Origin of the sequence: Leclercia sp. J807, from assembly GCF_009734465.1 — a bacterium.
Lineage (GTDB): Bacteria > Pseudomonadota > Gammaproteobacteria > Enterobacterales > Enterobacteriaceae > Enterobacter.
In genome coordinates this window covers 2,184,157-2,206,158 of sequence record NZ_CP046446.1, presented here as the reverse complement: position 1 = coordinate 2,206,158, position 22,002 = coordinate 2,184,157, and the positions used below count along the sequence as shown (strand labels likewise).

At 59.5% G+C, this 22,002-nt stretch carries 23 protein-coding genes and 1 riboswitch; of the genes, 11 read left to right on the top strand and 12 right to left on the bottom strand.

Going from position 1 to position 22,002, the window contains the following annotated elements; all coding sequences use genetic code 11:
• Positions 1-62 precede the first annotated feature (62 nt).
• Entirely contained in the window at positions 63-389 is a 327-nt protein-coding gene (locus GNG26_RS10660) for a YnfA family protein (protein ID WP_103824473.1), read from the bottom strand.
• 149 nt (positions 390-538) lie between these two features.
• Between GNG26_RS10660 and GNG26_RS10655 the strand changes: the two genes are divergently transcribed.
• Positions 539-868 (top strand): DUF1283 family protein, encoded by a 330-nt coding sequence (locus tag GNG26_RS10655; protein WP_114315083.1) that lies wholly within the window; start codon positions 539-541, stop codon positions 866-868.
• A gap of 38 nt (positions 869-906) precedes the next feature.
• Here GNG26_RS10655 and GNG26_RS10650 read toward each other — a convergent pair whose 3' ends face one another.
• Positions 907-1,617, bottom strand: a complete 711-nt coding sequence (locus GNG26_RS10650; protein ID WP_197080145.1) for a YnfC family lipoprotein — start codon at positions 1,615-1,617, stop codon at positions 907-909.
• A gap of 105 nt (positions 1,618-1,722) precedes the next feature.
• Between GNG26_RS10650 and GNG26_RS10645 the strand changes: the two genes are divergently transcribed.
• From GNG26_RS10645 to dmsD, 3 genes are all read left to right on the top strand, one after another.
• A complete protein-coding gene (locus GNG26_RS10645; RefSeq protein ID WP_103824474.1) occupies positions 1,723-2,028 on the top strand; it encodes a DUF1161 domain-containing protein in 306 nt (101 codons plus the stop codon).
• A 149-nt stretch (positions 2,029-2,177) separates the two neighbouring features.
• Positions 2,178-4,607 carry a selenate/tellurate reductase subunit YnfE gene (ynfE, locus tag GNG26_RS10640; RefSeq protein ID WP_156238651.1) on the top strand — a complete coding sequence of 810 codons (2,430 nt, stop codon included), beginning with the start codon at positions 2,178-2,180 and terminating at the stop codon, positions 4,605-4,607.
• 35 nt (positions 4,608-4,642) lie between these two features.
• Positions 4,643-5,257, top strand: coding sequence for a Tat proofreading chaperone DmsD (dmsD, locus tag GNG26_RS10635; protein ID WP_103824476.1), 615 nt, complete (start codon positions 4,643-4,645; stop codon positions 5,255-5,257).
• Between the two features lie 12 nt (positions 5,258-5,269).
• Here dmsD and atzF read toward each other — a convergent pair whose 3' ends face one another.
• The 8 genes from atzF to GNG26_RS10595 form a co-directional block, all read right to left on the bottom strand.
• Positions 5,270-7,069 (bottom strand): allophanate hydrolase, encoded by a 1,800-nt coding sequence (gene atzF / locus GNG26_RS10630; protein WP_156238650.1) that lies wholly within the window; start codon positions 7,067-7,069, stop codon positions 5,270-5,272.
• Positions 7,066-10,668, bottom strand: a complete 3,603-nt coding sequence (gene uca / locus GNG26_RS10625; protein ID WP_156238649.1) for an urea carboxylase — start codon at positions 10,666-10,668, stop codon at positions 7,066-7,068. The genes atzF and uca overlap by 4 nt, the downstream gene beginning before the upstream one ends.
• 151 nt (positions 10,669-10,819) lie before the next feature.
• Positions 10,820-11,455, bottom strand: coding sequence for an urea amidolyase associated protein UAAP2 (locus GNG26_RS10620; protein WP_156238648.1), 636 nt, complete (start codon positions 11,453-11,455; stop codon positions 10,820-10,822).
• A gap of 8 nt (positions 11,456-11,463) precedes the next feature.
• Positions 11,464-12,174 (bottom strand): urea amidolyase associated protein UAAP1, encoded by a 711-nt coding sequence (locus tag GNG26_RS10615; RefSeq protein WP_156238647.1) that lies wholly within the window; start codon positions 12,172-12,174, stop codon positions 11,464-11,466.
• Positions 12,175-12,178: 4 nt separating this feature from the next.
• Positions 12,179-12,955: an ABC transporter ATP-binding protein gene (locus tag GNG26_RS10610; RefSeq protein ID WP_156238646.1), complete on the bottom strand. Its 777-nt coding sequence runs from the start codon at positions 12,953-12,955 to the stop codon at positions 12,179-12,181.
• Positions 12,952-13,767: an ABC transporter permease gene (locus GNG26_RS10605; RefSeq protein ID WP_103179469.1), complete on the bottom strand. Its 816-nt coding sequence runs from the start codon at positions 13,765-13,767 to the stop codon at positions 12,952-12,954. Before GNG26_RS10605 ends, GNG26_RS10610 begins: the two co-directional genes overlap by 4 nt.
• Before the next feature lie 17 nt (positions 13,768-13,784).
• Complete coding sequence (locus GNG26_RS10600) at positions 13,785-14,843, bottom strand: putative urea ABC transporter substrate-binding protein (protein WP_156238645.1); 1,059 nt, start codon at positions 14,841-14,843, stop codon at positions 13,785-13,787.
• A 56-nt stretch (positions 14,844-14,899) separates the two neighbouring features.
• A riboswitch (guanidine-I (ykkC/yxkD leader) is annotated at positions 14,900-14,998 on the bottom strand.
• A 194-nt stretch (positions 14,999-15,192) separates the two neighbouring features.
• Positions 15,193-15,783, bottom strand: a complete 591-nt coding sequence (locus tag GNG26_RS10595) for a DUF4142 domain-containing protein (RefSeq protein WP_103824484.1) — start codon at positions 15,781-15,783, stop codon at positions 15,193-15,195.
• Positions 15,784-16,180: 397 nt separating this feature from the next.
• Here GNG26_RS10595 and GNG26_RS10590 point away from each other — a divergent pair, with 397 nt between their 5' ends.
• The 3 genes from GNG26_RS10590 (at position 16,181) to GNG26_RS10580 (ending at position 18,250) form a co-directional block, all read left to right on the top strand.
• The gene (locus GNG26_RS10590) at positions 16,181-16,717 is read left to right on the top strand and encodes a carboxymuconolactone decarboxylase family protein (RefSeq protein WP_156240169.1); all 537 of its coding nucleotides are present in this window, start codon (positions 16,181-16,183) and stop codon (positions 16,715-16,717) included.
• 257 nt (positions 16,718-16,974) lie between these two features.
• On the top strand, positions 16,975-17,256 hold the full coding sequence (locus GNG26_RS10585; RefSeq protein ID WP_156238644.1) for a hypothetical protein: 282 nt from the start codon (positions 16,975-16,977) through the stop codon (positions 17,254-17,256).
• A 31-nt stretch (positions 17,257-17,287) separates the two neighbouring features.
• Positions 17,288-18,250 (top strand): LysR family transcriptional regulator, encoded by a 963-nt coding sequence (locus GNG26_RS10580; protein WP_156238643.1) that lies wholly within the window; start codon positions 17,288-17,290, stop codon positions 18,248-18,250.
• Positions 18,251-18,285: 35 nt separating this feature from the next.
• On the opposite strand, the gene GNG26_RS10575 is transcribed toward GNG26_RS10580, so the two are convergent.
• Positions 18,286-18,429: a DUF1471 domain-containing protein gene (locus GNG26_RS10575; RefSeq protein ID WP_146052364.1), complete on the bottom strand. Its 144-nt coding sequence runs from the start codon at positions 18,427-18,429 to the stop codon at positions 18,286-18,288.
• 61 nt (positions 18,430-18,490) lie between these two features.
• Between GNG26_RS10575 and GNG26_RS10570 the strand changes: the two genes are divergently transcribed.
• Complete coding sequence (locus GNG26_RS10570; RefSeq protein ID WP_156240168.1) at positions 18,491-19,429, top strand: GlxA family transcriptional regulator; 939 nt, start codon at positions 18,491-18,493, stop codon at positions 19,427-19,429.
• Here GNG26_RS10570 and GNG26_RS10565 read toward each other — a convergent pair.
• Positions 19,387-19,524 carry a hypothetical protein gene (locus GNG26_RS10565; RefSeq protein WP_156238642.1) on the bottom strand — a complete coding sequence of 46 codons (138 nt, stop codon included), beginning with the start codon at positions 19,522-19,524 and terminating at the stop codon, positions 19,387-19,389. The genes GNG26_RS10570 and GNG26_RS10565 overlap by 43 nt on opposite strands.
• Before the next feature lie 59 nt (positions 19,525-19,583).
• Between GNG26_RS10565 and GNG26_RS10560 the strand changes: the two genes are divergently transcribed.
• From GNG26_RS10560 to GNG26_RS10550, 3 genes are read left to right on the top strand one after another with little or no spacing between them, the layout of a single operon-like run.
• A complete protein-coding gene (locus tag GNG26_RS10560; protein WP_156238641.1) occupies positions 19,584-19,772 on the top strand; it encodes a hypothetical protein in 189 nt (62 codons plus the stop codon).
• A 4-nt stretch (positions 19,773-19,776) separates the two neighbouring features.
• Positions 19,777-20,538, top strand: coding sequence for an SDR family oxidoreductase (locus GNG26_RS10555; protein ID WP_156238640.1), 762 nt, complete (start codon positions 19,777-19,779; stop codon positions 20,536-20,538).
• Positions 20,539-20,583: 45 nt separating this feature from the next.
• Positions 20,584-21,786, top strand: coding sequence for an MFS transporter (locus GNG26_RS10550; protein WP_156238639.1), 1,203 nt, complete (start codon positions 20,584-20,586; stop codon positions 21,784-21,786).
• Positions 21,787-22,002 lie beyond the last annotated feature (216 nt).

The window sequence follows — 22,002 nt, the reverse complement described above, 5'->3', positions numbered from 1 at the left end:
TTACCCTACTACCATACAAGTATGAAGTTTAAAAAATCTTCGCTGGATCACAGATTGGGCGCTCAGGCGCGCCCCCAGCCTGCCACGATAATGAGCATGCCGCACAGCGCCACCAGTGCTCCGGCCCAGTCGTAGAGGCTTAGCTTCACGCCATCGACCACCCGCAACCACAACAGCGCCGTGCAGACGTAGACCCCACCATAAGCGGCATAGACGCGCCCGCTTGCCGCGGGATGTAGCGTGAGCAGCCAGACAAACAGCGCCAGTGCCACGCCCGCGGGAATCAACAGCAGTATCGAAGCGCCTTTCTTCAGCCAGAGCCAGGGCAGAAAACAGCCGAGAATTTCGCACAGGGCGGTGGCAAAAAAGAGCAAAGTTGTTTTAAACATATTTAACGTTGTCTGATGTGTGATGAGGTATCATACCTGAATGTGAAAGGAACCCTTCCACACGCCTGATGTGGGTATGCCCTCAAAATGGACTGATGTAACAACTCCGGTGGAATTATCGAATGTCCACCGTCTACAAGGAAATCGCTATGCGTAAAATGAGCACACGCCTCTGCCTGGCTGCCCTGCTGGCTGCTGTTTTCATCGCGCCAGTATCCGCCAACACCAGCAAACTGATTATTGAATCCGGCGACAGCGCCCAGAGCCGTCAAAATGCCGCCATGGATAAAGAGCAGTGGAACGATACCCGCAGCCTGCGCCATAAGGTGAACAGCCGCGTGGAAAAAGAGTGGGACAAAGAAGATGTGGCCTTTGATGCGCGGGATAAATGCCAACAGAGCGCCAATATGAACGCCTACTGGGAGCCCAACACCCTGCGCTGCCTTGACCGCCGCACTGGCCGTGCCCTGGCCCCCTGATTGTTCCCTTAAGTACCGCGCAGGCTCCTGCGCGGTGCTTAGTAGTACTCAATCGTGTTTTTGATGGTGTACTTGCGCGACACCGCCGGCTTCACGCTCTCATCGGTAACCACCAGCTCGCACGCCACCGGGTTGTCGTGACGATCGTAATCGCAGGTCTGCTTCACCTTGCCCAGCCGCTTATCGTTTAGCTGGCTGACCGAGGTGTAGTCCAGTTTCTTACGCTTGTCCGCCGCCGGTGTGGCCGTAATGGAGAGCTGTTGCTCCCCGGAGACGGTGGTTTTACCGAGTGGATAACCATCTGCATCGTAGCGATAGTTCACTTCCATATCTTTGCCGTGGGCGCTGACGATAAAACCGTTGTCATCGGTATCCCATGAAATGCCCGATGCGGGCAGTTCCGCCAGCTGGCATTTTCCCTGTAGCCGCAGCTTTTTCTGCTGGGTTTGCGCATCCAGATAGTAGTTGGCGTCCAGCACCAGGGCGATGCCGGTGTTCGCCTCCAGATCGTGCAGCTCCAGGCTGTCGAAGCAGCCCTCCGTAGAGAGCGTGCCGCTGACGCGCTTGGCCACTTCCCCTTTATCATTGAACAGCGTCTGGCTGAAATCTTTCACCGGCCCGCGCAGGGGATCAAAATCAAATTCGTTAGAAAAACTGGCCATCTCTGGCGTAAACGACAGCGGCGCGGCGGAGTTATCACACCCCGTCAACAGAGCCGCCAGGACAAACATAAGCGCGTGTTTATTCACATGACCTACCAATAGCAGAAGAGGATCCCGGGCAGTGTAGCAAATACAAACGTTTACACTATCCCTGCTACTATTATAGTCATACACAGTCGTAAGGAGGCAGATATGAAACGGTTACCCTGGATTACTGCACTTTTGCTGGCGGGCATTGCCCCGGCCGCGCTGGCGGCACCCGATAATTGCGAGCGCATCAAAAGCGATATTCAGCAGCGGATCATCAATAACGGCGTGCCGGAGAGCGGCTTTATGCTGAACATTGTGCCGAACGATCAGGCCGATAAACCCGACGCCGAAGTGGTAGGCCACTGCGCCAATGACACCCTCAAAATCCTCTATACCCGCACCAGCAGCGGCAACTATCCGGTAAGCGGAGGCGGCAATCAGGCCCCTGCACCTCGCGAGCCGCAGTGAATATTCCCCCCGTTAGCGCGGGGGAATTTCGTTTGTTTTGATATACATTAATACCACCCCCTACTTAATGGGTAACACTCCCCTCCATTAGCCCGATCGTCATCACGGCTGAAATCAGTTTTCAAACGACGAACGTAATGGAGTGAGTCATGTCAGATAGTGAGCATAGCGGCGGGATCAGCCGCCGTACCCTCGTCAAATCGACCGCCATCGGATCCCTTGCGCTTGCCGCGGGCGGCCTGTCATTACCCTTTGGTTTACGTCCCGCAGCCGCGGCAGTGCAGCAGGCACGCGCAGATAAAGTGGTCTGGGGCGCCTGTTCGGTCAACTGCGGCAGCCGTTGCGCGCTGCGGCTGCACGTGCGTGACGATGAAGTGTACTGGGTTGAAACAGACAACACCGGCGACGACACCTATGGCAACCATCAGGTGCGCGCCTGCCTGCGCGGACGCTCGATTCGTCGACGCATCAACCATCCCGATCGCCTGAACTATCCCATGAAACGCGTGGGCAAACGCGGTGAAGGAAAGTTTGAACGCATCTCCTGGAATGAAGCCCTGGATCTGCTCACCACCAGTCTGCGCAACGTGGTGGGTAAATACGGCAACGAAGCGGTCTACATTAATTACTCTTCCGGTATTGTCGGCGGTAACATTACCCGCTCATCACCTTACGCCTCGCTTGTGGCCCGATTGATGAACTGCTACGGCGGCTTTTTGAGCCATTACGGGACTTACAGCACCGCGCAGATCGCCTGCGCGATGCCCTATACCTACGGCAGCAACGAGGGCAACAGCACCTCGGATATCGAAAACAGCAAGCTGGTGGTGCTGTTTGGTAATAACCCGGCGGAAACGCGCATGAGCGGTGGCGGGATCACCTATTACCTTGAACAGGCGCGCGAACGCTCGAATGCGCGCATGATCGTCATCGATCCTCGTTACACCGACACCGCCGCCGGGCGTGAAGATGAGTGGATCCCGATTCGACCGGGAACAGATGCCGCGCTGGTGGCGGGCATCGCCTGGGTGCTAATTAACGAAAACCTCGTCGACCAGCCCTTCCTTGATAAATACTGCGTCGGTTACGACGAAACCACCCTGCCGGAAGGCGCGCCCGCGAATGGTCATTACAAGGCTTATATTCTGGGCCAAGGTGATGATGCCACCGCCAAAACCCCGGAGTGGGCCTCGCGCATCACCGGCATTCCCGCCGATCGCATCATTAAGCTGGCCCGGGAAATTGGCACCGCGAAACCGGCCTACATCTGCCAGGGCTGGGGGCCGCAGCGCCAGGCCAACGGCGAGCTCACCTCCCGCGCCATCGCCATGCTCCCTATCCTGACCGGCAACGTTGGTATTAATGGCGGCAACAGCGGCGCGCGTGAATCCACTTACACCATCACCATTGAGCGGATGCCGCTGCCGGAGAACCCGGTCAAAACCCAGATCTCCTGCTTCAGCTGGACCGACGCCATCGCCCGCGGGCCGGAGATGACCGCCACCCGCGACGGGGTGCGCGGCAAGGATAAGCTCGACGTGCCGATCAAGTTCATCTGGAACTATGCCGGTAACACCCTCATTAACCAGCATTCGGACATCAATAAAACCCACGACATTTTGCAGGACGAAAGTAAATGCGAAATGATTGTGGTGATTGACAATTTTATGACCTCTTCGGCGAAATATGCCGATCTGCTGCTGCCGGATCTGATGACGGTCGAGCAGGAGGACATCATTCCCAACGACTATGCCGGGAACATGGGTTATCTCATCTTCCTCCAGCCGGTGACCGCGCCAAAATTTGAACGTAAGCCCATCTACTGGATCATGAGCGAGGTGGCGAAGCGCCTCGGCCCGAACGTCTATCAGCGCTTTACCGAAGGCCGGACCCAGGCCGAATGGTTGCAGTACCTCTACGCGAAGATGGTGGCGAAAGATCCGCAGCTTCCCTCTTACGAGGAATTAAAAGCGATGGGCATCTACAAACGTAAAGATCCGAACGGGCATTTCGTCGCCTACAAAAAATTCCGCGACGATCCGGTCGCTAATCCGCTTAAAACGCCGTCAGGCAAAATCGAGATCTACTCCAGCAGGCTGGCCGATATTGCCCGCACCTGGCAGCTGGAGAAGGATGAAACCATCAGCCCGCTGCCGGTCTACGCCTCCACTTTCGAAGGCTGGGACGATCCTGACCGCAGCCAGTTTCCGCTGCAGCTGTTTGGCTTCCACTTCAAGGCCCGCACCCACTCCAGCTATGGCAACGTCGATGTGCTACAGGCCGCCTGCCGTCAGGAGGTGTGGCTTAATCCGGTGGACGCTGCATCGCGCGGGATCAAGAACGGCGACATGGTGCGGGTTTATAATGCCCGCGGTGAGTTGCGCATTCCGGCGAAAGTGACGCCGCGCATTATGCCGGGCGTCAGCGCGATGGGCCAGGGAGCCTGGCACGATGCCAACATGACCGGGGATCGCATTGACCACGGCTCCTGCATCAACACGCTGACAACCCATCGCCCATCCCCCCTGGCGAAGGGCAATCCGCAGCACACCAATCTGGTGCAAATTGAAAAGGCGTAGCCAATTAATGTTTCAGCGCGGGGCAACCCGCGCAAATGAAGGATGAAGTCATGAGAGAGTCGTTTGCCTTTACTGCCCGTGTGTTGGGCGCGCTGTTTTACTACGCTCCGGATAGCCCCGAAGCCGCGCCGCTGGTCACGGCCTTAACCCACAACGACTGGCAGCAGGACTGGCCGCTGGATGAGTCCCTGTTGGCCCCCATTGCCGACGAGCTTCGCCAACCTGCCGATGAACCCTTGCGTACCGCCTGGCAGCGTCTGTTTCTGGGCCCGTGGGCGCTGCCCGCGCCGCCGTGGGGCTCGGTCTGGCTGGATCGCGAGAGCGTACTGTTCGGGGATTCCACCCTGGCGTTGCGCCAGTGGATGCGGGAAAACGGCATTGTGTTTGAGATGGCAAACAACGAGCCGGAAGATCACATTGGCACCCTGCTGCTGATGGCGGCATGGCTGGCAGAAACGGGCCGGGATGCAGAGCGCGACCAGCTGCTGGCCTGGCATCTGCTGCCCTGGAGCACGCGTTTTCTTTCGGTGTTTGTCGAAAACGCAGGCCACCCGTTCTATCGCGCGCTGGGCAAACTGGCACAGCTGACGCTGGCAGAGTGGCAATCCGGCTTGCTGACCCCGGTCGCCGAAAAGCCGCTCTACCGTTAACCCTCTCCTGGCTTACTTCTGATGAGTAAGCCAGGATCTCCAGCCGCCGAAAGCGGTAATATCCTGTGCTCCCTGCAGGCCGTACTCCTCACAGATAAACCCGGTTAACCAGCGCCCGTCCTCCAGCTCTACTTTCCCCAGTCCCAGCGGAGCCGGAATGCCCGCCAGAAACGATCCCACCTCGGCATGGGGCAGCTCCCACACTTCCACGGCAATTGCTGCCCCCTGTTCGCGGTCGCGCACCATGCCGGGCCGTTTCCCGTCGGCGAGGGCAAACAGGCGATAATGCGGCGCGCTGCGGGTGGTTTCGCGCAAGGTTCCCCCGCGCTGGCGAAGCTGGTGATTCAGCGCCAGGCCGTCCAGATGCGCACCGCAAACCACCACCGGCAGGCGATCGTGGCTGGCCGTGGTCGCGGGTCCCGTCGCCTGTAACGGACGATCGCCGGGTAGCGGCAGATTCTGGTGACGTTGTAACGCCCCGGCAAGGCTCAACAGATACTGGTCGGTACAGGCCCGGCCAAACAGCGTCACGCCTGACGGCAGGCCATTCGCCATGAACCCGGCAGGCACCGCCACGGCGGCATAGTCCAGCAGATTCATAAAGTTGGTATAAACCCCCAGCTCGGAATTGCGCTTTACCGGCTCCTCCGCCAGCTCGGCCAGCGTCACCGGGCGTGGATAGGTGGGCGTGAGCACGCAGTCAAGGGTCGCCATGACCTCATCGCACAGGCGTTTAAAATGCTGAAGCTGATACTGCGCGTCAAAGGCCGCGACCGCATCGGTACCGGGCGCTTTGCTCAGCACATCGCGGATCACCGGCAGTACTGCATCCGGTTGCTGCTCAATCAGTTTCCCCGCCACGTGGTAGCGCTCCGCCACCCACGGGCCGTTATAGAGCAGCGTCGCTGCCGCCAGAAACGGCGAAAAGTCGATGGTCACCGGTACGCCGCCGAGGGCTATCAACCGCGCTTTTGCGGCGTGATAGAGCGCTTCGCTCTCGGTGCAACCAAGGAATTCCAGCCGATCCGGTACGCCGAAGCGGAACCCGGCCTCAGGCAGACCAAACGCCTGGGCGCCGTTCCAGGCTGGATTGGCGCGGCTGTAGTCGTCGCGCGGATCTTTCACCGCCGTCAGTGCCAGCAGCTGGCTTGCCTCTTCCGCCGTAACGGTAAAGAAGGTCACGCAGTCCAGGGTGCGGCAGGCAGGCACTACCCCGGCGGTGGAGAGTAACCCTTTGGTCGCCTTAAGCCCAACCAGGTTGTTGAGCGATGCCGGAACGCGCCCGCTCCCGGCGGTGTCGGTGCCGAGGGCAAAACTCGCCAGCCCCAGCGCCACCGCCAGCGACGACCCCGCACTGGAGCCCCCGGATGGATAATCCGCATTGACGCTGTTACGACAGGCGCCATACGGCGAGCGTGTGCCGTTTAAGCCGGTAGCGAACTGGTCGAGATTGGTTTTCCCCAGCGGGATTGCCCCCAGGGCGATCAGCTGGCCGACGATAGTGGCATCCTGCTCAGCCCGGTATGCAAACGCCGGGCAGGCGGCGGTGGTGACGATGCCCGCCAGATCGATATTGTCTTTAATGGCAAACGGTATGCCGTAGAGGGGCAGCGTCTGCGGAGAGTGGCCCTCAAGCGCCGACAGATACGGCTCCAGCTCCTCGGATGTGAGCAGATAAATAAAGGCGTTGAACTCAGGGTTTAGCGCCAGCGCCCGCTCGCGCAGGGTGTTAATCACCTCCCGCGGGGTGAGGCGGCCCTCGCGGTAGGCCTGCGTCAGTACATCGAGACGTAAATCAAAGGGATGCTTCATGCTGTTTTCTCCAGGACCACCACACACTGACCCGCCCGTACCGGGGAGCCCGGCTGAACGCGCACCTGACTGACAATCCCGTCCTGGGTGGCAAGGAGCGGGATCTCCATCTTCATCGACTCCAGCACCACCAGCACATCTCCCTCGCGGACCGCTTTGCCCACCTCCACGCTCACCTGCCACAGGTTGCCGGAAACCGGGCTGTCGATGCCCGCCTGACCCGGCTGCAGCGGGGCATCATCGCCCTCATCCGCCAGCACATCGCTGCTGTCGAAATGCGCCTGGCCGTTGGCAATCCAGCGCTCGCGCTCGGCGTTAAAGGCTTCCTGCTGATGGGCGCGAAACGCGTCAATTTCCTGCGCTTCGTCAGCGAGAAACTGCTGATACTCCGCCAGCTTCAGGCTGGTGTGCTCAATGCGCAACGGGTAACGCCCCAGCGGGAAATCGCGGCGAATAGTGAGCAGCTCCTCAGCAGAGACCAGATAGAAGCGGATCTGGTCGAAGAAGCGCAGCAGCCAGGGCTTGCCGCCGAAATCTTCTACGGCGTGATAACGGCTCCACATCTGCAAGGTGCGCCCGACAAACTGATATCCGCCCGGCCCCTCCATGCCGTAGACGCAGAGATAGGCCCCGCCGATGCCCACCGAGTTTTCCGCCGTCCAGGTGCGGGCCGGGTTGTACTTAGTGGTGACCAGACGATGACGCGGATCGAGCGGCGTCGCCACCGGGGCGCCGAGATAGACATCCCCCAGCCCCATCACCAGATAGCTGGCGTCGAATACCGTTTTGTAGACCTCATCGACGTTCGCCAGATCGTTAATGCGGCGGATAAACTCCAGGTTACTCGGACACCAGGGCGCATCCCGGCGCACGGTGGTCATGTATTTGTCAATGGCTTTCTGGCAGGCCGGATCGTCCCAGGAGAGCGGCAGCCAGACGATGCGCGACGGCACCTCAAGCGCATCTTGTTCGCACACCGCCTGCCACAGCCCGGCCACAGTATCCAGCAGGCTCGCCAGGCTCAGCGCCTCCGGCTGGTAGTGAATTTGCAGGGAGCGGATGCCTGGCGTCAGGTCGATAACCCCATCCAGCGCCCGCGCCTCCAGAGCCTGCATCAGGGCGTGGGCGCGAAAACGCAGGACCAGATCCAGCTCGGGATCGCCAATCTCCAGCAGCAGGTGTGTATCGCCGGAGAGCCGCGCCACCAGCCGTTTATCAGCCTGCCCCTGCTCCAGCACCACCGGCGAGGCGGGTTCGGAGGGCTGCCACGCCACGTCCAGCGAGTGCAGGCTGGCGATCTGGGCCGCCTGCGCCTGGGCAAGCTGCCGGGCGGTGGCGATATCCACGGGAACAAAGCGCACCTTATCCCCCGCTTTCAGCTGCCCCACCGCGTGCAGATCGGCCTCGATGATGGTGACCGGGCAGACAAACCCGCCCAGGCTTGGGCCATCCGGGCCGAGGATCACCGGCATATCCCCGGTAAAGTCCACCGCGCCGATAGCATAGGGGTTATCGTGGATGTTCGACGGATGCAACCCCGCCTCGCCGCCGCTCTCGCGCACCCACTCAGGTTTAGGACCGATCAGGCGCACGCCGGTGCGGCTGGAGTTGAAGTGCACTTCCCAGTCGGTGGCGAAGAAGGTGGTCATGTAACCCGGGGTGAAATACTCCGGCGCGCCGTGCGGGCCGTAGATCACCCGCAGCGTACGCACAGGCTCAAGCGTGGTGCAGAGCGCCGGGGGAAGCGTCTGCGCCGGGCATGGGGCGGTTAAGGGCGAAATGTGCAGCACATCGCCGGTACGCAGCGCCCGCCCGGCGTGGCCGCCAAACTGTCCCAGGGTAAAGGTGCTTTTACTGCCGAGATAGTCCGGTACGTTAAATCCACCGCGCAGGCAGAGATAGCTGCGGACGCCATCGCCGCGAATATCCCCCATCCGCAGGGTCATGCCGCTCTGCACCTGGTAGACCCGGTTGGTCTCAAGGGGTTCGCCATCCAGAGTAAGGGTGATCTCCGCCCCGGTCACCGCCAGCTGCGCATCGCAGTTGAATTTCAGCGTCGGGCCGCTGAGGGTGATCTCCAGCCCGGCGGCCCCTTCGTCGTTGCCGAGCAGCCGGTTGCCAAGACGCAGCGCGCGACTGTCCATCGGCCCTGATGGCGGTACCCCTACCGCCCAGTAGCCGGTGCGCCCCGGATAGTCCTGCACCGTGGTTTGCGTCCCGGCGCTGAGTACCTCAAGCGTGGCGGCGTGATAGTCCAGCCCTTCCAGGCAGCGGGTCCAGGGCTCGCCGCAGGCGAACGGTGTGAAGGTTAAAATCTGCTGCAGGTAGCTACGGTTGGTTTCCACCCCATACAGACGCGTCTCACCCAGCGCCGCGTGAAGGGTCTGAATCGCCGCCTCGCGTGTTGGCTGCCAGGCGATAATTTTTGCCAGCATCGGGTCAAAAAAGGGCGGGACTTCGCAGCCCGATTCCACCCAGCTGTCGATGCGCAGCGTGCGGCGGTTATCTTGCGGAAAAACCACTTCGGTAAGCAGGCCGGGCGATGGCTGGAACTGACGGCCCGGATCTTCGGCATAAACCCGCGCCTGGATGGCATGGCCCGCCGGGGTCAGGCTGTCGCGCAGGGCCGCCAGCGGAGGCAGAATTCCTGCCGCCAGTTCAATCATCCAGCGCACCAGATCCACACCCCACACCTGCTCGGTGACGCCATGCTCCACCTGCAGCCGGGTATTCACTTCAAGGAAGTAGAACCGGGCGGCGTCGCTGTCGTAGACGAACTCCACCGTGCCCGCGCTGCGGTAGTTGACCGCTTTACCCAGCTTAATCGCCGCCTCACACAGCGCATCCGCCATTCCCTCCGGCAGGTTGGGTGCCGGGGTCTCCTCCAGCACCTTCTGGTTACGCCGCTGTACCGAGCAGTCGCGCACGCCAAGGGCGATCACCTCCCCCTTGCCGTCGCCGAAGAGCTGCACTTCCAGATGACGCGCCCGCTCAATGTACTTCTCGATAAAGACGCCTGCGTCGCTGAAGTTGTTTTTCCCCAGCCGCACCACCGCGTCGAAAGCGTCGAAGAGTTCCGCCGGGGTATAGCAGACACGCATACCGATCCCACCCCCACCGGCGGTGCTTTTCAGCATCACCGGGTAGCCGACCTGTTCCGCTGCCTCCAGCGCCGCGTTCACATCCGCCAGCAGTCCGGTGCCTTCCAGCATCGGTACGCCGTGTTCTTTCGCCAGGGCGCGGGCAGTATGTTTCAGGCCAAAGAGGCGCAGCTGCTCCGGCGTAGGGCCGACAAAAGCAATGCCCGCGGCTTCGCAGGCCTCGGCAAAGGCGGCGTTCTCTGAGAGAAAACCGTAGCCCGGATGGATCGCCTGAGCACCGATCGCTTTCGCCGCGGCGATGATTTTTTCGCTCACCAGATAGGTGTTGGCCGCCGGGCCGTCGCCGAGGCTCAGGGCTTCGTCGGCTTCGCGGATATGCAGGCTGCTGATATCCGCCTCGGAATAGACCGCCACGCCGCCGATCTTCATGGCGCGCAGCGTACGCAGGATGCGGCAGGCAATCGCCCCGCGGTTGGCAATCAAGAGTTTCGTCAACATAGTAAAGACTCAATGGTGGCGGGTCGTCCCGCCGGAAACTGGCTCACCGCATGGTCGTCCACGGGGAAAAAGATTTACGGCAGGATCCGTCCGGCACGCAGTTCAAACAGGCGATAGATCGTCTGGCGCAGGCGCTGCCAGCGTGTCGGCGTCAGTTCCATATCAGCACCTCCGCAGGGGTCGGGTTCCAGCCGTTGCAGGGGTTGTTCAGCTGCGGGCAGTTGGAGATCAGCACGATGACGTTGCACTCTGCCTTCAGCTCAACATATTTGCCCGGTGCGGAGATGCCGTCGGCAAAGGTCAGCCCGCCCTCGGGGGTCACCGGCACGTTCATAAAGAAGTTGATGTTGGCCCCGATATCGCGCTTTTGCAGGCGGCCATCGTGCAGACAGGCGCAGAGGAAGTTATCCCGGCAGCTGTGCATATGGCGCTTGTCGAGGGCGTAACGCACGGTATTGCTCTCCTGGGCGCAGGCGCCGCCGAGGGTGTCGTGCCGTCCGCAGGTATCCGCCACGATGGTCAGCAGCGGGTTGCCCAGGTTGGAGTAGAGCACGCTCCCGCTGGTCAGATACGCGTTGTTCTGCCGGCGCAGGGTGCGCTGGGCGTCGTAGCGCTCCCGTGGGTTATCGGCGTTATAAAACAGCGTATCCACCGCCTGGTTGCCCTCCAGATCCAGCAGGCGCAGGGTCTGGCCTTTTTTCACTTCAAACAGGTAGGGCTCCCCCGCCGGGATCACATGGCGGAAGCTGGCGTGTTGCGCCTCTTTTTCGCTGGCTACGGTCATCATCAGGCTCCTTACAGGGCGAAAAGTTGGGTGTTGGTGATGGCGCGGCCGTTTTCCGGACGCGTCAGCAGCGCGTTTATCGCCGCTTCTTCATCTTCCGCCTGTCGCCAGCTCAGCTGCACCGGACGCGGAGCGTACTCTCTGGACGGATCCATCGGATGTTGCAGCGCAGTCATCACCACCAGGGTGTCCATCGGGGCGAACAGCTCCACGTAACTGCCTGGCTGTGAATGGCCGCTGTGGAAGCTGAACTGGCCGTGGTCGTCCACCGTCACTTTGCTGAAGAAGTTGACCACCATCAGCAGATCTTCGAGGTTGAGATCCCATTTGCCCATCTCCACCAGCAGGTTGTCGGCGCCGTTGCGGAAGAAGCCGTTGCGCAGCTCCTGATAGCGCCCCTGGCCATATTTCTCGGTGGCTTCGGCGGCGTTTAGTACGCCGCCAAACGGGTCGTGCCAGCCGCAGGTATCGGCAATGATGCCCGCCAGGACGCGGCCCATGTCGGAGTAGAAGCAGTGCCCGGCGGTCAGGCGCGCGGTGTGCTGGCCTTTCAGGGTGTCCGGCAGGTTCAGGCGCTCGCTCTTCTCATGGGCGTTGAGCATCATCAGGCTGACGTTCGCCCCGCCGTCGGGGTCGGTCATGCGCAGGATCTGCCCGCGCTTAAGCACAAAGGAGAGGTGACCGCCGCCCGGCAGGATCTCTTCACGTAAAGTCGTCGTCATAGCGTTAACCCCTTAAGGCATAAACGTTGTCGGGAGTCGTTCCGCTCAGGCTGGAGAGCCGTCTCTCGTTGAGCGGAATGTCATAGGTAATGCGCGCCCCGTAGGCGTTCGGGGCCTGCGGATCGAGGCGCACTTTGTCGAACACCAGCAGACGGGTGCCGAGGTTGAAGCCTTCGGAGAGATCGTGGGTGACCATGAAGACCGTCATGCGGGTTTCGCCCCACAGCTGCAGCAGCAGCGCATGCATCTCTTTGCGGATGCCGGGATCCAGCGCGCCAAAGGGCTCATCCAGCAGCAGGACGCGGGGCTGCATGATAAAAGCCTGGGCGATGGCGAGGCGCTGCTGCATCCCGCCGGAGAGCTGCGCCGGGTATTTATCCAGCGCATGGCCAAGCCCCACTTTGGTCAGCATCTCCGCCGCCTGTTCCCGGGCAGCGCGTTTTTTCGCACCAAACAGCCGTCCGAGTAGCGGAGATTGCGGCAGTTCGAGGCCGATAGCGACGTTATCCAGCACGCTGAGGTGCGGAAAGACGGAGTAACGCTGGAACACCACGCCCCGGTGACTGTCCGGCTCGGCGACCAGGCGTTTACCGTCGAGGGTGATAGTGCCCCGGCTCGGTTTTTCCTGGCCGAGGAGCAGGCGCAGAAAGGTCGATTTCCCACAGCCGGACGCGCCGACCATCGAGCAGAACTCGCCCTCTTTGATCTGCAGATTCAGGCGCTCCAGCACCACGTGGTCGCCATACTCCTGCCAGATATTGTCGATGGTGATAAAACTCATGCTTTGCCTCCTTCTGCCCACGGGAAACAGCGCTTGTGCAGCTGGCGCAGGGCCAGATCCATCAGCCAGGCCAGCAGCGTGATCCACAGCACGTAAGGGATAATCACATCCATGGCCATATAGCGGCGCACGAGGAAAATGCGGTATCCCAGCCCGGCAGTCGAAGAGATGGCTTCCGCTGAGATAAGGAATAACCACGCGGAACCGAGCAGCAGGCGCAGGGAGGTGAGCAGGCGCGAGAGCAGCTGCGGCAGCACCACCCGCAGCACCAGCGTCCAGCTATTGGCCCCCAGCGTCTGGGCTTTGATCAGAATTTCCGGGGGGATTTCACAGGCGCGGTGCTCCAGATCCCGGGCCAGCATCGGGGTAATGCCGATCACAATCAGCATTATTTTCGACAGCTCATCCAGGCCGAAGACGATAAACAGCACCGGCAGAATCGCCAGAGGCGGGATCATCGACAGCACCGTCATCAGCGGCGAGAGCGAGGCGCGCCACATGGGGAAGACCCCGGCGGTCACGCCAATGCAGAGGCCAATAAGCGACGCAATCGCCAGCCCCACCAGCAGCCGGGCCAGACTCACCAGGGTATCGACCCAGAACAGGTACTCGCCGCTGCGCTTGTCCGGGGTGAAGGCCATCCGGGAGATCGCATCCAGCATCTGTTGCAGGCCGGGCAGCAGCTTGTCGTGTGGGTTGGCGTCCAGCCGCACCGCCGAGCCAAAAAAGTAGGCCGCCAGCAGCAGGACAAATGGCAACATCACAAGCATCAGCCGCATGCCGGAGGTGGGATGGCGATTAATCTGTCGCATGGAGACTCCGTCCGTCATCACAGCTGGCCTGCGGCGGCCATTTTCACGAAGCTGTCATCAAAGCGCAGCTTCACGTTGCCCGCATCGCCCTGAGTAACGTCCCCCGGGAAACGCATGCCGATGAAATCGGCGCTCTGTGCCCCCTCACCCAGCAGCCCTTTATCAAAGGAGAACGCCGCCACGCGCTGCATGGTTTTTGCCAGATCCGGTGAGGTGACAAACGCCAGGTTCTCCTGCGGGGTGTAGAACAGGTGGGTGGTTTTCAGCTGCGCCTGATAGCCCGTCAGATCGGTGCCGGACGCTGCTGCCATCGCATTAAGGGCAGTGGGATCCTGGGCTTTCATCAGGCCCATCATTTCGTACCATGCCCCGGTAAGGGCTTTGCCCAGCGCCGGGTTATCCTTCAGGGTTTCGCTGTTAACCACCATCATGTCAATCAGCTCGCCCGGCACCTGCGAGGAGCTAAACACCTCGGTGGTTTTTGGCGTGCCTTTGATAACAGAGAGCTGCGGATTCCAGGCGACGGCGGCCTTCACGCTGTCGGTGCCGAAGGCGGAGACGATATCCGCATCCGAGGTGTTGACCACGGTGACATCTTTCTCTGCCAGCCCGGCCTTCTCCAGCCCGCGCACCAGCAGATAGTGGGAAACGGAGAGTTCCGGCAGGTAGATTTTCATCCCTTTCAGGTCATTGAGGGTCTTGCCCTCGCCCTTCATTACCACGCCATCGTTGCCTTCCGAGTAGCTGCCGAGGATCAGCGCCGTGGTATCGACCCCGCCCGCAGCAGGAATGGTCAGGGCGTCCATATTGGTCATGGTGCAGCCGTCAAACTGGCCGGCGGTGTACTGGTTGATGGATTCGATGTAGTCGTTGAGCTGTACAACGTTGATCTTGATGCCGTATTTATCGGCCCATTTATCGATGATTTTGCTGGTGCTGATCGTGCCCCAGGGCATCCACCCGGCGTAGATGGTCCAGCAGACGTTGAACTCTTTTTTGACGGCGGCAAAGGTGGGGAGACTGACCAGCATCGCCAGCGACAATACAAGGGTGCGGAGTAATGGCGTTTTCTTCATGCTTGACCTCTGAGTGGCACAAAATTAGGGGGCAGCGCGACACCGTGGGTGCTGCTGTCTCCCGGGCTTTTGTCCCGCCGTGTAACCTCTCAGAGGTCGCCAGCTCTTGGACCAGTCATCCACTTACGTGAACCGGAACCCTAGCCAGCTATTTTTCAGATTGTGTGGTGCACTGCCCTTTCACATTGGTTAAAGCAAAGGGTGTGCCAGAAATTTTTTATGAGGTTTATGAACAGGTTGGCGGTTTGTAAGCCTCAGGCTTCACCGTTTTGGGGAGGACGTACGGGGATGGTGCACTGTGGTGGTGCCCTGGAGGGCGCTGGATAGCCGCGCCCTCCGGACAATCGGGTTACTTGTTATCTTTCTTATCTGAATCCATCATCATTTGCTCGGCTGACTTGAGGTGCTGCTCCACCACCGGGGTGTGCTCGTCGGCCAGGGCCTTCACATCGGGATCCTTGATGTTTTTGGCGTCGCTTTGCAGCTTAGAGAGCACCATCTTATGATCCTTGGTGCCGGCGTTTTCCATATACATCTTGTCAAAGTCGTCGCCGCTCGCTTTTTCCAGCTTATCTGCCATCGCCTTATGTTGCGCGTCCGGCTCGGTTGGCAGTGTCACGCCTTTTTTCTCGGCGACCCCCTGCACTTTAGTCAGGGCATTACCGTGGTCGTCGACCATCTTCTGGGCGAAGGCTTTAACGTCGCTGCTCTGCGCCTTGCTCAGCGCGATTTTAGCGGCGGCAACCTCATTGATATTGGCCTGGGCCATATCCTTCAACGCTTTTTCGTCACCCGAGCTGAGCTTTTCGCCCGCTGCAGTCTGGTTTGTGGCGCTGCTCTGGGCGGCGCTTGTCGACTGGGCCTGCACACCGACGGTGCAGAACATCGCGGCTACTGCCGATGCGGTCAGCAGCATTTTCAGGTTATTACGTTTCTGCATAGGGTTCTCCTGATGGTCATAGGTAAGATTGATGTCAGGTCATTAACCGCGCGTCGCCTCCTGTGGAAATGACAACCGCAGTTGTCAGTATAGGGGATGATTCTCCTCCCCCTGATTTAATGGGAATATTTACCGCAGCCGGGTTTACGGGTGTATAGCTTCGATTACGCTGCTGGCTCAAGCTGCCTGGAGTCTTACTGACGGTGTACGATAAGATGCAACGTAATGCTTATGACGCTGTAATCAGCTCCATTTAACCTCCTCGAGAGAAAGTCTTAATTCGGCTGCGGTCTTTTTCCTCTTCTTCTGGCGCAGTAGTGTGCTCCTGAACCCGGCGTGACAAAACAATTCACGTTCTGTCACCTGACACTTACCGCAATGAAATCAGGAGCAAATGATGAGCCGCTTACATGCCATCACCGAAGGCGAAGCAACCGGTAAAACCGCACAGCTGTTCAGCGCTATCAAAGGCAGCATGGGTAAAGTACCGAATGCTTATCTGACTATTGGCACGCATTCCCCGGAAATACTGGGCCAGATGCTGCAACTGAACGCCACACTGCATAAGGGGAGTCTCAGTGCGCGTGAGCTGGAAGCCATTAACCTTGCGGTAAGCGAAGAGTCTGGCTGTGACTACTGCCTGGCGGCACATACGCTGATGGCAAAAAAGGCCGGATACACTGACGATCAGACGCATGAATTACGCGAAGCCCGCTTCAGCGAGGATGCGCACATTGATGCGCTGGTGAAGTTTGTTCAGTACCTGGTTTCATCCCGCGGTACCGTGGCGGCTGAGCACGTCGAGACCTTCCGTCAGGCGGTGTTCAGCGAGCAGCAGATCGTGGAAACTATCGGTGCCGTTAGCGCCATCCTGTTTACCAATATGGTGAACCGTGTGAACGATACTGTCGTCGATTTTCCCAAAGTGAGCTGAGGGTTCATAACGTCAGCGACGCAGAAGAGCGTAACCCCACGCCTCTCCTGATTTTTTACTTTTTAACGGGCCCGGTGCGTGAAGCGCCGGGCCTTTTTTCGTTAACGAAGATGTGGCGGGTGCGCCCCCTGCAACAGGTTTTGCCAGGCCCGGCGCGGCCTTGCTCAACAAGCAAGGCATTTTAAACCGATCGGTTTTTTTATTTTCTGCAGTCTGGCTTTTTTGACGCGCAGAACGCATATTAAAACGATTGGTTTTTGCTGCAAAAACAACCGCATGGCTGGGACAACATTGAGGCCTTCCTGCTGGCTGCGCCCTTCAACAACCCCGCCTTTGACGGCTGTTTTCTGGTTAACGCCTCCCGCGAGCCTGTCGAAGCGCTGACCCTTGTGCGCAACTTCCGCAGCGCAATTGTGGCGCAGCCAGGGCTTAACATTCCTGAAGAGGACGCCGGAGAGAACCGCGACGTGATGGCTGAGAATATCTGGTCTACCCTGGCTGAAGCCTGCCCGCTAACGATAAGCCCTCTGTCAGCGTGAAACAGAAAACCTTTCCTACTCTGGAGCCTGCATGATACGTCTTGAAGATGTGACCTTGTTCGTCCGTTCCGCCGCGCTGGGCAGTTTTTCCAGCGCCGCGCGTGAAGCCGATATTCTCCCCGGCCAGGTCAGCGCGGCGGTCAATCGCCTTGAGCGGGATCTGAATAAACGGCTGTTTGCCCGCTCAACCCGCAGCCTGCGTCTCACCGCCGAAGGGGAAGCCTGGCTACCCTATGCGCAGGAGATGCTGAATATTCTTCAGGCGGGCGCGGAGCGACTTCAGAGCGGAGAAAATGAGATCCAGGGTGAGCTAAAAATTTCCGTCCCCTCAGATCTCGGGCGTAACGTTTTACTGCCGGTGATCACCGCGTTCTGCGAGAAGCATCCCGGAGTATCGCTGCGCATATTCATGTCCGATAACGTCAGCGATGTGTTTCGCGATCCGGTGGACGTGGCTATCCGCTATGGCTTTCTGGAAAACAGCAGCTACGTTGCGCTGCCTCTGGCGGAAGATAACCGGCGCGTGCTGGTCGCCTCTCCCGCCTATCTGAATAAGAAGGGCCGCCCACGACAGCTCGACGATCTGGCTCTGCATCACTGTCTGCTTTATACGCTGAACGGTCATGTTTATGACAAATGGACCTTCCCGGAAAGGGGCGGCAAACGCCAGCTGACGGTGAGCAGCCGGATGCTGTGTGACGATGCGGATCTTGCCCGTCGCTGGGCCGTGGCGGGAATGGGTATTGCCTATAAATCCTGGATCGATGTCAGCGCCGACGTGCTGGCAGGCCGGCTTGAGGTGTTGCTGCCGGATCAGCCTGGGGAGGCGGTGCCACTTAACCTTATCTGCCCTCACCGTAAACAGTTCTCGCCTGCGATACGCGAGCTACATGCGCAGCTGCGTGAAAAACTCAAAGCTGTCACGGCGCTGATGCACACTCATCCTGCTTTTTTGCCGGGTGCTCAGGATGCGCAACCCGCGGACAGCGCCTGATAAAAGGCCATTTCAGGGAAATGGCCTTACCGGGCTTATTTTGACAGCGTTGCGGTCATATCAACCTGATTGCCGCTATCGCTTGCGGTGATTTTATATTCTGCCCCCGCCTGCTGTGCCTGGCGGGCAATGTGTGCTTCCGCATCATCCAGAAACACGCAGTCAACGTCTGTGTTCATCCTGGTTTCTTCCAGAGTGACCGCAGATACGTATTGGTCAAAGGAGTATCAGGAGACAATGATGCACCGGGTAGGCTTACTGATTTCCGATCATTTTCAGGTTCTGGGATTGTCCACGCTGAGTATCTTTGAGTTTGCGAACCAGGTAGCTGGCGAACCTTTTTATGATTGTAACGTTTATTCAGAGCGCGGCGGCTCTGTGAAAACCTCTTACGGCTTTGGCGTTGACAGCCAGCCAGTCTCTGCCAACATGGAGATTGATACCTGGCTGGTGGCGGGCGTGTTAACGCCCCTGGAGTTGCCAGCATCACCGGGTATCGTTGAGTTTCTGCAGACGCACGCCCCCCGGGCGAGACGGGTGGCGGGGATCTGTACCGGGGCGTTCGTGCTGGGTCAGGCGGGTCTGTTATCTGATCGTCGCGCCACCACTCACTGGTTGCACGCGCAGAGTCTCAAGACCCTGCATCCCACTACCCGCGTCGAAGAGGACCGCATCTTTATCATTGACGATTATATCTGGACCTCTGCGGGGCTTACCGCCGGCCTGGACATGGCGCTGGGCATGGTTGAGAAAGACCTGGGTGCCGAGGTGGCCCGTAGCGTGGCCCATCTGCTGGTGATGCACCATCGGCGCTCCGGCGGGCAGACGCAGCACTCTGAGATGCTGATGCTCGCCCCCCGCAGCGACCGTCTGCAGTCAGCCCTGGAGTATGCGCGTAACAACCTCAGCAAACCCCTGACCATCGAGAGCATTGCGGATGCGGTCCACGTCAGCGCGCGGCAGCTCAGCCGCCTGTTCCGCACTGAAACGGGAAAATCGCCAGCCAAAGCGATTGAAGGACTGCGGCTGGAAAATGCCCGACTGCTGATCGAGCAGAGCAAGCTGTCGATGGAGGTCATTGCCCGTGAATCCGGCTTCCGCGATCGCCGCCATATGCGGGAGGTCTTTATCCGGGGTTACGGCATCCCACCCCAGTCGCTGCGCACCGGCAAAGCCTGATCGTCCTCTTTTTCTGGCTCCTCTCCCTCCTGGCTCATGATGACCGGCATCCGGCCATCATGATGTCCGAAATCACGACCTTTCTCGTCAGCCACGTCGGCATCTGACTGCGTACTATGTATTCACCAACCCGATAACTGACAAGGTGAACAACATGACGCAGCACACCCATCTGGTCCGCGCCACCGCCACGCCGTGCTGTGACAATGGCGGTCTGTCGGTTGACCCGCGCGGTCCAAATATCGTCATGAGCGCCTTGGAGAGGGTTGACGCGGCGCTCATCGAATTTGCTCGCGGCCCACGCATTACCATTCCGTCCCTTAACGATTCTGCGAAGGAGTAAGACCATGAAACTGACCAATAACACTATCTTCATTACCGGCGGTACCTCTGGCATTGGCCGCGCGATGGCAGAAAAATTCCATCAGCTGGGTAACCAGGTGATCATCTCCGGGCGCCGGGAGGCGCTGCTGAAAGATGTCACCGCCGCCAGTCCGGGCATGGATTATGTGGTGCTGGATGTGACACGCGCCGACAGCATTCAGGCCGCCGCAGAGCAGGTGCTGAAGCGCTATCCGGCCCTGAACGTGGTCATCAATAATGCCGGTATCATGCCGTTTGACAATGCGGCAGGCGAGCTGGATGACGCCCAGGCGGTTACGCTGCTGAACACTAACATTCTGGGGCCGGTGCGCGTCAGCGCCGCGTTTATTGAACACCTCAAACAGCAGCCGGACGCCGTATTGATCAACAACAGCTCGGTGCTGGCCTTCCTGCCGCTGGCCACCAACGCGCTCTATTCAGCGACGAAAGCCGTGATTCACTCCTACACCCTTTCCCAGCGCTTCCTGCTGCGCGACACCAGCGTACAGGTCATCGAAATTTCCCCGCCGTGGGTGGATACGGATCTGATTTACAAAAGTGGTGACCCGCGCGCCATGCCGCTGGATGCATTCATCAGCGAGACGTTTGACAAGCTCGGCACAGACACCATTGAAGCTATCGTCGATCGCGTGCTGCCTGTGCGCGATAACCCGGGGGCAAACGAACATGCCCTGGTGAACCAGTTCAACCAGTCAGTTGCGGATAACCCAATCCCTGTTCAGTAAGCTCTGCAGGGGCCTCGCGCCCCTGTTCTTTTCCGGAGATAAATCATGAACGCTGTTATCACCGCTTCCCAGCGCCGCGCCCTGCGCGCGTTGAGCATCGCTTATTTTGTCCAGGCGACCGGTGCGCTCTCTGTCGCGGGCAGCCTGCCCGCTATTTCCGCCGCCTGGCAGTTGACCGATGCACAGAGCGCACGCTTACTGAGTATTTTCGGCCTGACCTTTGCCCTGGCCGCCCCGCTGGTTCAGGTGATGTTTGGTCACTGGCGCCGCCGTCAGCTGGTGCTCACGGGCATCGGGCTTTTTGGCTCTGGCGCCTTCGCGTTTGCGCTGTCACCCTCTTACGATGTGCTCCTCGCCTCCCGCATACTGATGGGCGCAGGGGCAGGATTTATCGGCCCGGTGCTGGTTGCGTTGGGTTCAGAGCTGGTTCATGAAGAGCAACGCGGTCGAGCGATCGGCATGGTGCTGCTGGGGGTATCGATGGCGAGCCTCGCCGGTATTCCCCTCGCCGCGTGGATTGCCAGCCTGTGGGGAGCAAAAGCGCTTTTTGCCCTGGTGGGCGTGGTAAGCCTGCTGAGCGGGCTGAACATCCTTTTGACAGTGCCGGATGAGAGCGCAGGGTCGCGCATCCGACTCACTGAAATGGTCAGCGTCCTGTCACAAGGCAAATACCTGACGGCATTCCTGGTGGTGTTTTTCATTACCTCCGGCGTTTACAGCTTTTATTCGTTTATCGCCCCGCTTATACGCGATACCTACACCGGCGGGACGCAGGCTCTCTCCGCAGCGCTTGCGGTACTGGGCATCGCTGGCGTGCTGGGCAACCTCTGGGTCACCCGAGCTGCCGCGCGCTTTACGTCTGAAAGGTTGTTGATGGCGGGCATGACGCTGCTGGTTGTAGACACCGTGCTGATTGCCCTGCTGCCGAAAATGCTGGGCGTATTGCTGGTGATGCTCGTTGTCTGGGCCTTTGCCACCGATCTGCTCTGGCCCAGTCAGCAACGCAGGATCGTTGAACTGTCGTCTGTCCGGCACCGTGGTATCGCTCTGGCGCTGACCAGCGCCTTTATGTTCGGCGGCATCGGCTTTGGCTCTGCGGTAGCTTCGTGGGTTTATCCCCTGGCGGGGTTTTACGGGCTAGTCGGCATATCAATCTCCTTTATTTTGCTGGCGCTGATGAGCCTGCGGCTGTCAGAAAAGCTCAGAAAACCTGTGGTAATCGCTGAGCCCTGTAAAAATGAAGCCTGAGCGCAGGATCAGCGATGCTGAGATCCCTTCCAGATAATGGCGGGGATGATTCATCACCATAGGAAGCGGTTACTGTCGTGACGACGGCGACACAGATGGGTCAACCTGCAGTATTGCCCCACTTAAGCAGGGGTTCGAGCTACGATTCACCCACAAAAACCCCATAAATATCATGCCATTATAGAAACAATTTTTAACATTACCTGTTTACATTGA

What these genes read in the sequence shown, in the direction of transcription:
- GNG26_RS10660 (WP_103824473.1), bottom strand. Translation starts at nt 389, where the DNA reads ATGTTTAAAACAACTTTGCTCTTTTTTGCCACCGCCCTGTGCGAAATT.
- GNG26_RS10655 (WP_114315083.1), top strand. Translation starts at nt 539, where the DNA reads ATGCGTAAAATGAGCACACGCCTCTGCCTGGCTGCCCTGCTGGCTGCT.
- GNG26_RS10645 (WP_103824474.1), top strand. Translation starts at nt 1,723, where the DNA reads ATGAAACGGTTACCCTGGATTACTGCACTTTTGCTGGCGGGCATTGCC.
- ynfE (WP_156238651.1), top strand. Translation starts at nt 2,178, where the DNA reads ATGTCAGATAGTGAGCATAGCGGCGGGATCAGCCGCCGTACCCTCGTC.
- dmsD (WP_103824476.1), top strand. Translation starts at nt 4,643, where the DNA reads ATGAAGGATGAAGTCATGAGAGAGTCGTTTGCCTTTACTGCCCGTGTG.
- atzF (WP_156238650.1), bottom strand. Translation starts at nt 7,069, where the DNA reads ATGAAGCATCCCTTTGATTTACGTCTCGATGTACTGACGCAGGCCTAC.
- uca (WP_156238649.1), bottom strand. Translation starts at nt 10,668, where the DNA reads ATGTTGACGAAACTCTTGATTGCCAACCGCGGGGCGATTGCCTGCCGC.
- GNG26_RS10620 (WP_156238648.1), bottom strand. Translation starts at nt 11,455, where the DNA reads ATGATGACCGTAGCCAGCGAAAAAGAGGCGCAACACGCCAGCTTCCGC.
- GNG26_RS10615 (WP_156238647.1), bottom strand. Translation starts at nt 12,174, where the DNA reads ATGACGACGACTTTACGTGAAGAGATCCTGCCGGGCGGCGGTCACCTC.
- GNG26_RS10610 (WP_156238646.1), bottom strand. Translation starts at nt 12,955, where the DNA reads ATGAGTTTTATCACCATCGACAATATCTGGCAGGAGTATGGCGACCAC.
- GNG26_RS10605 (WP_103179469.1), bottom strand. Translation starts at nt 13,767, where the DNA reads ATGCGACAGATTAATCGCCATCCCACCTCCGGCATGCGGCTGATGCTT.
- GNG26_RS10600 (WP_156238645.1), bottom strand. Translation starts at nt 14,843, where the DNA reads ATGAAGAAAACGCCATTACTCCGCACCCTTGTATTGTCGCTGGCGATG.
- GNG26_RS10595 (WP_103824484.1), bottom strand. Translation starts at nt 15,783, where the DNA reads ATGCAGAAACGTAATAACCTGAAAATGCTGCTGACCGCATCGGCAGTA.
- GNG26_RS10590 (WP_156240169.1), top strand. Translation starts at nt 16,181, where the DNA reads ATGAGCCGCTTACATGCCATCACCGAAGGCGAAGCAACCGGTAAAACC.
- GNG26_RS10580 (WP_156238643.1), top strand. Translation starts at nt 17,288, where the DNA reads ATGATACGTCTTGAAGATGTGACCTTGTTCGTCCGTTCCGCCGCGCTG.
- GNG26_RS10575 (WP_146052364.1), bottom strand. Translation starts at nt 18,429, where the DNA reads ATGAACACAGACGTTGACTGCGTGTTTCTGGATGATGCGGAAGCACAC.
- GNG26_RS10570 (WP_156240168.1), top strand. Translation starts at nt 18,491, where the DNA reads ATGCACCGGGTAGGCTTACTGATTTCCGATCATTTTCAGGTTCTGGGA.
- GNG26_RS10560 (WP_156238641.1), top strand. Translation starts at nt 19,584, where the DNA reads ATGACGCAGCACACCCATCTGGTCCGCGCCACCGCCACGCCGTGCTGT.
- GNG26_RS10555 (WP_156238640.1), top strand. Translation starts at nt 19,777, where the DNA reads ATGAAACTGACCAATAACACTATCTTCATTACCGGCGGTACCTCTGGC.
- GNG26_RS10550 (WP_156238639.1), top strand. Translation starts at nt 20,584, where the DNA reads ATGAACGCTGTTATCACCGCTTCCCAGCGCCGCGCCCTGCGCGCGTTG.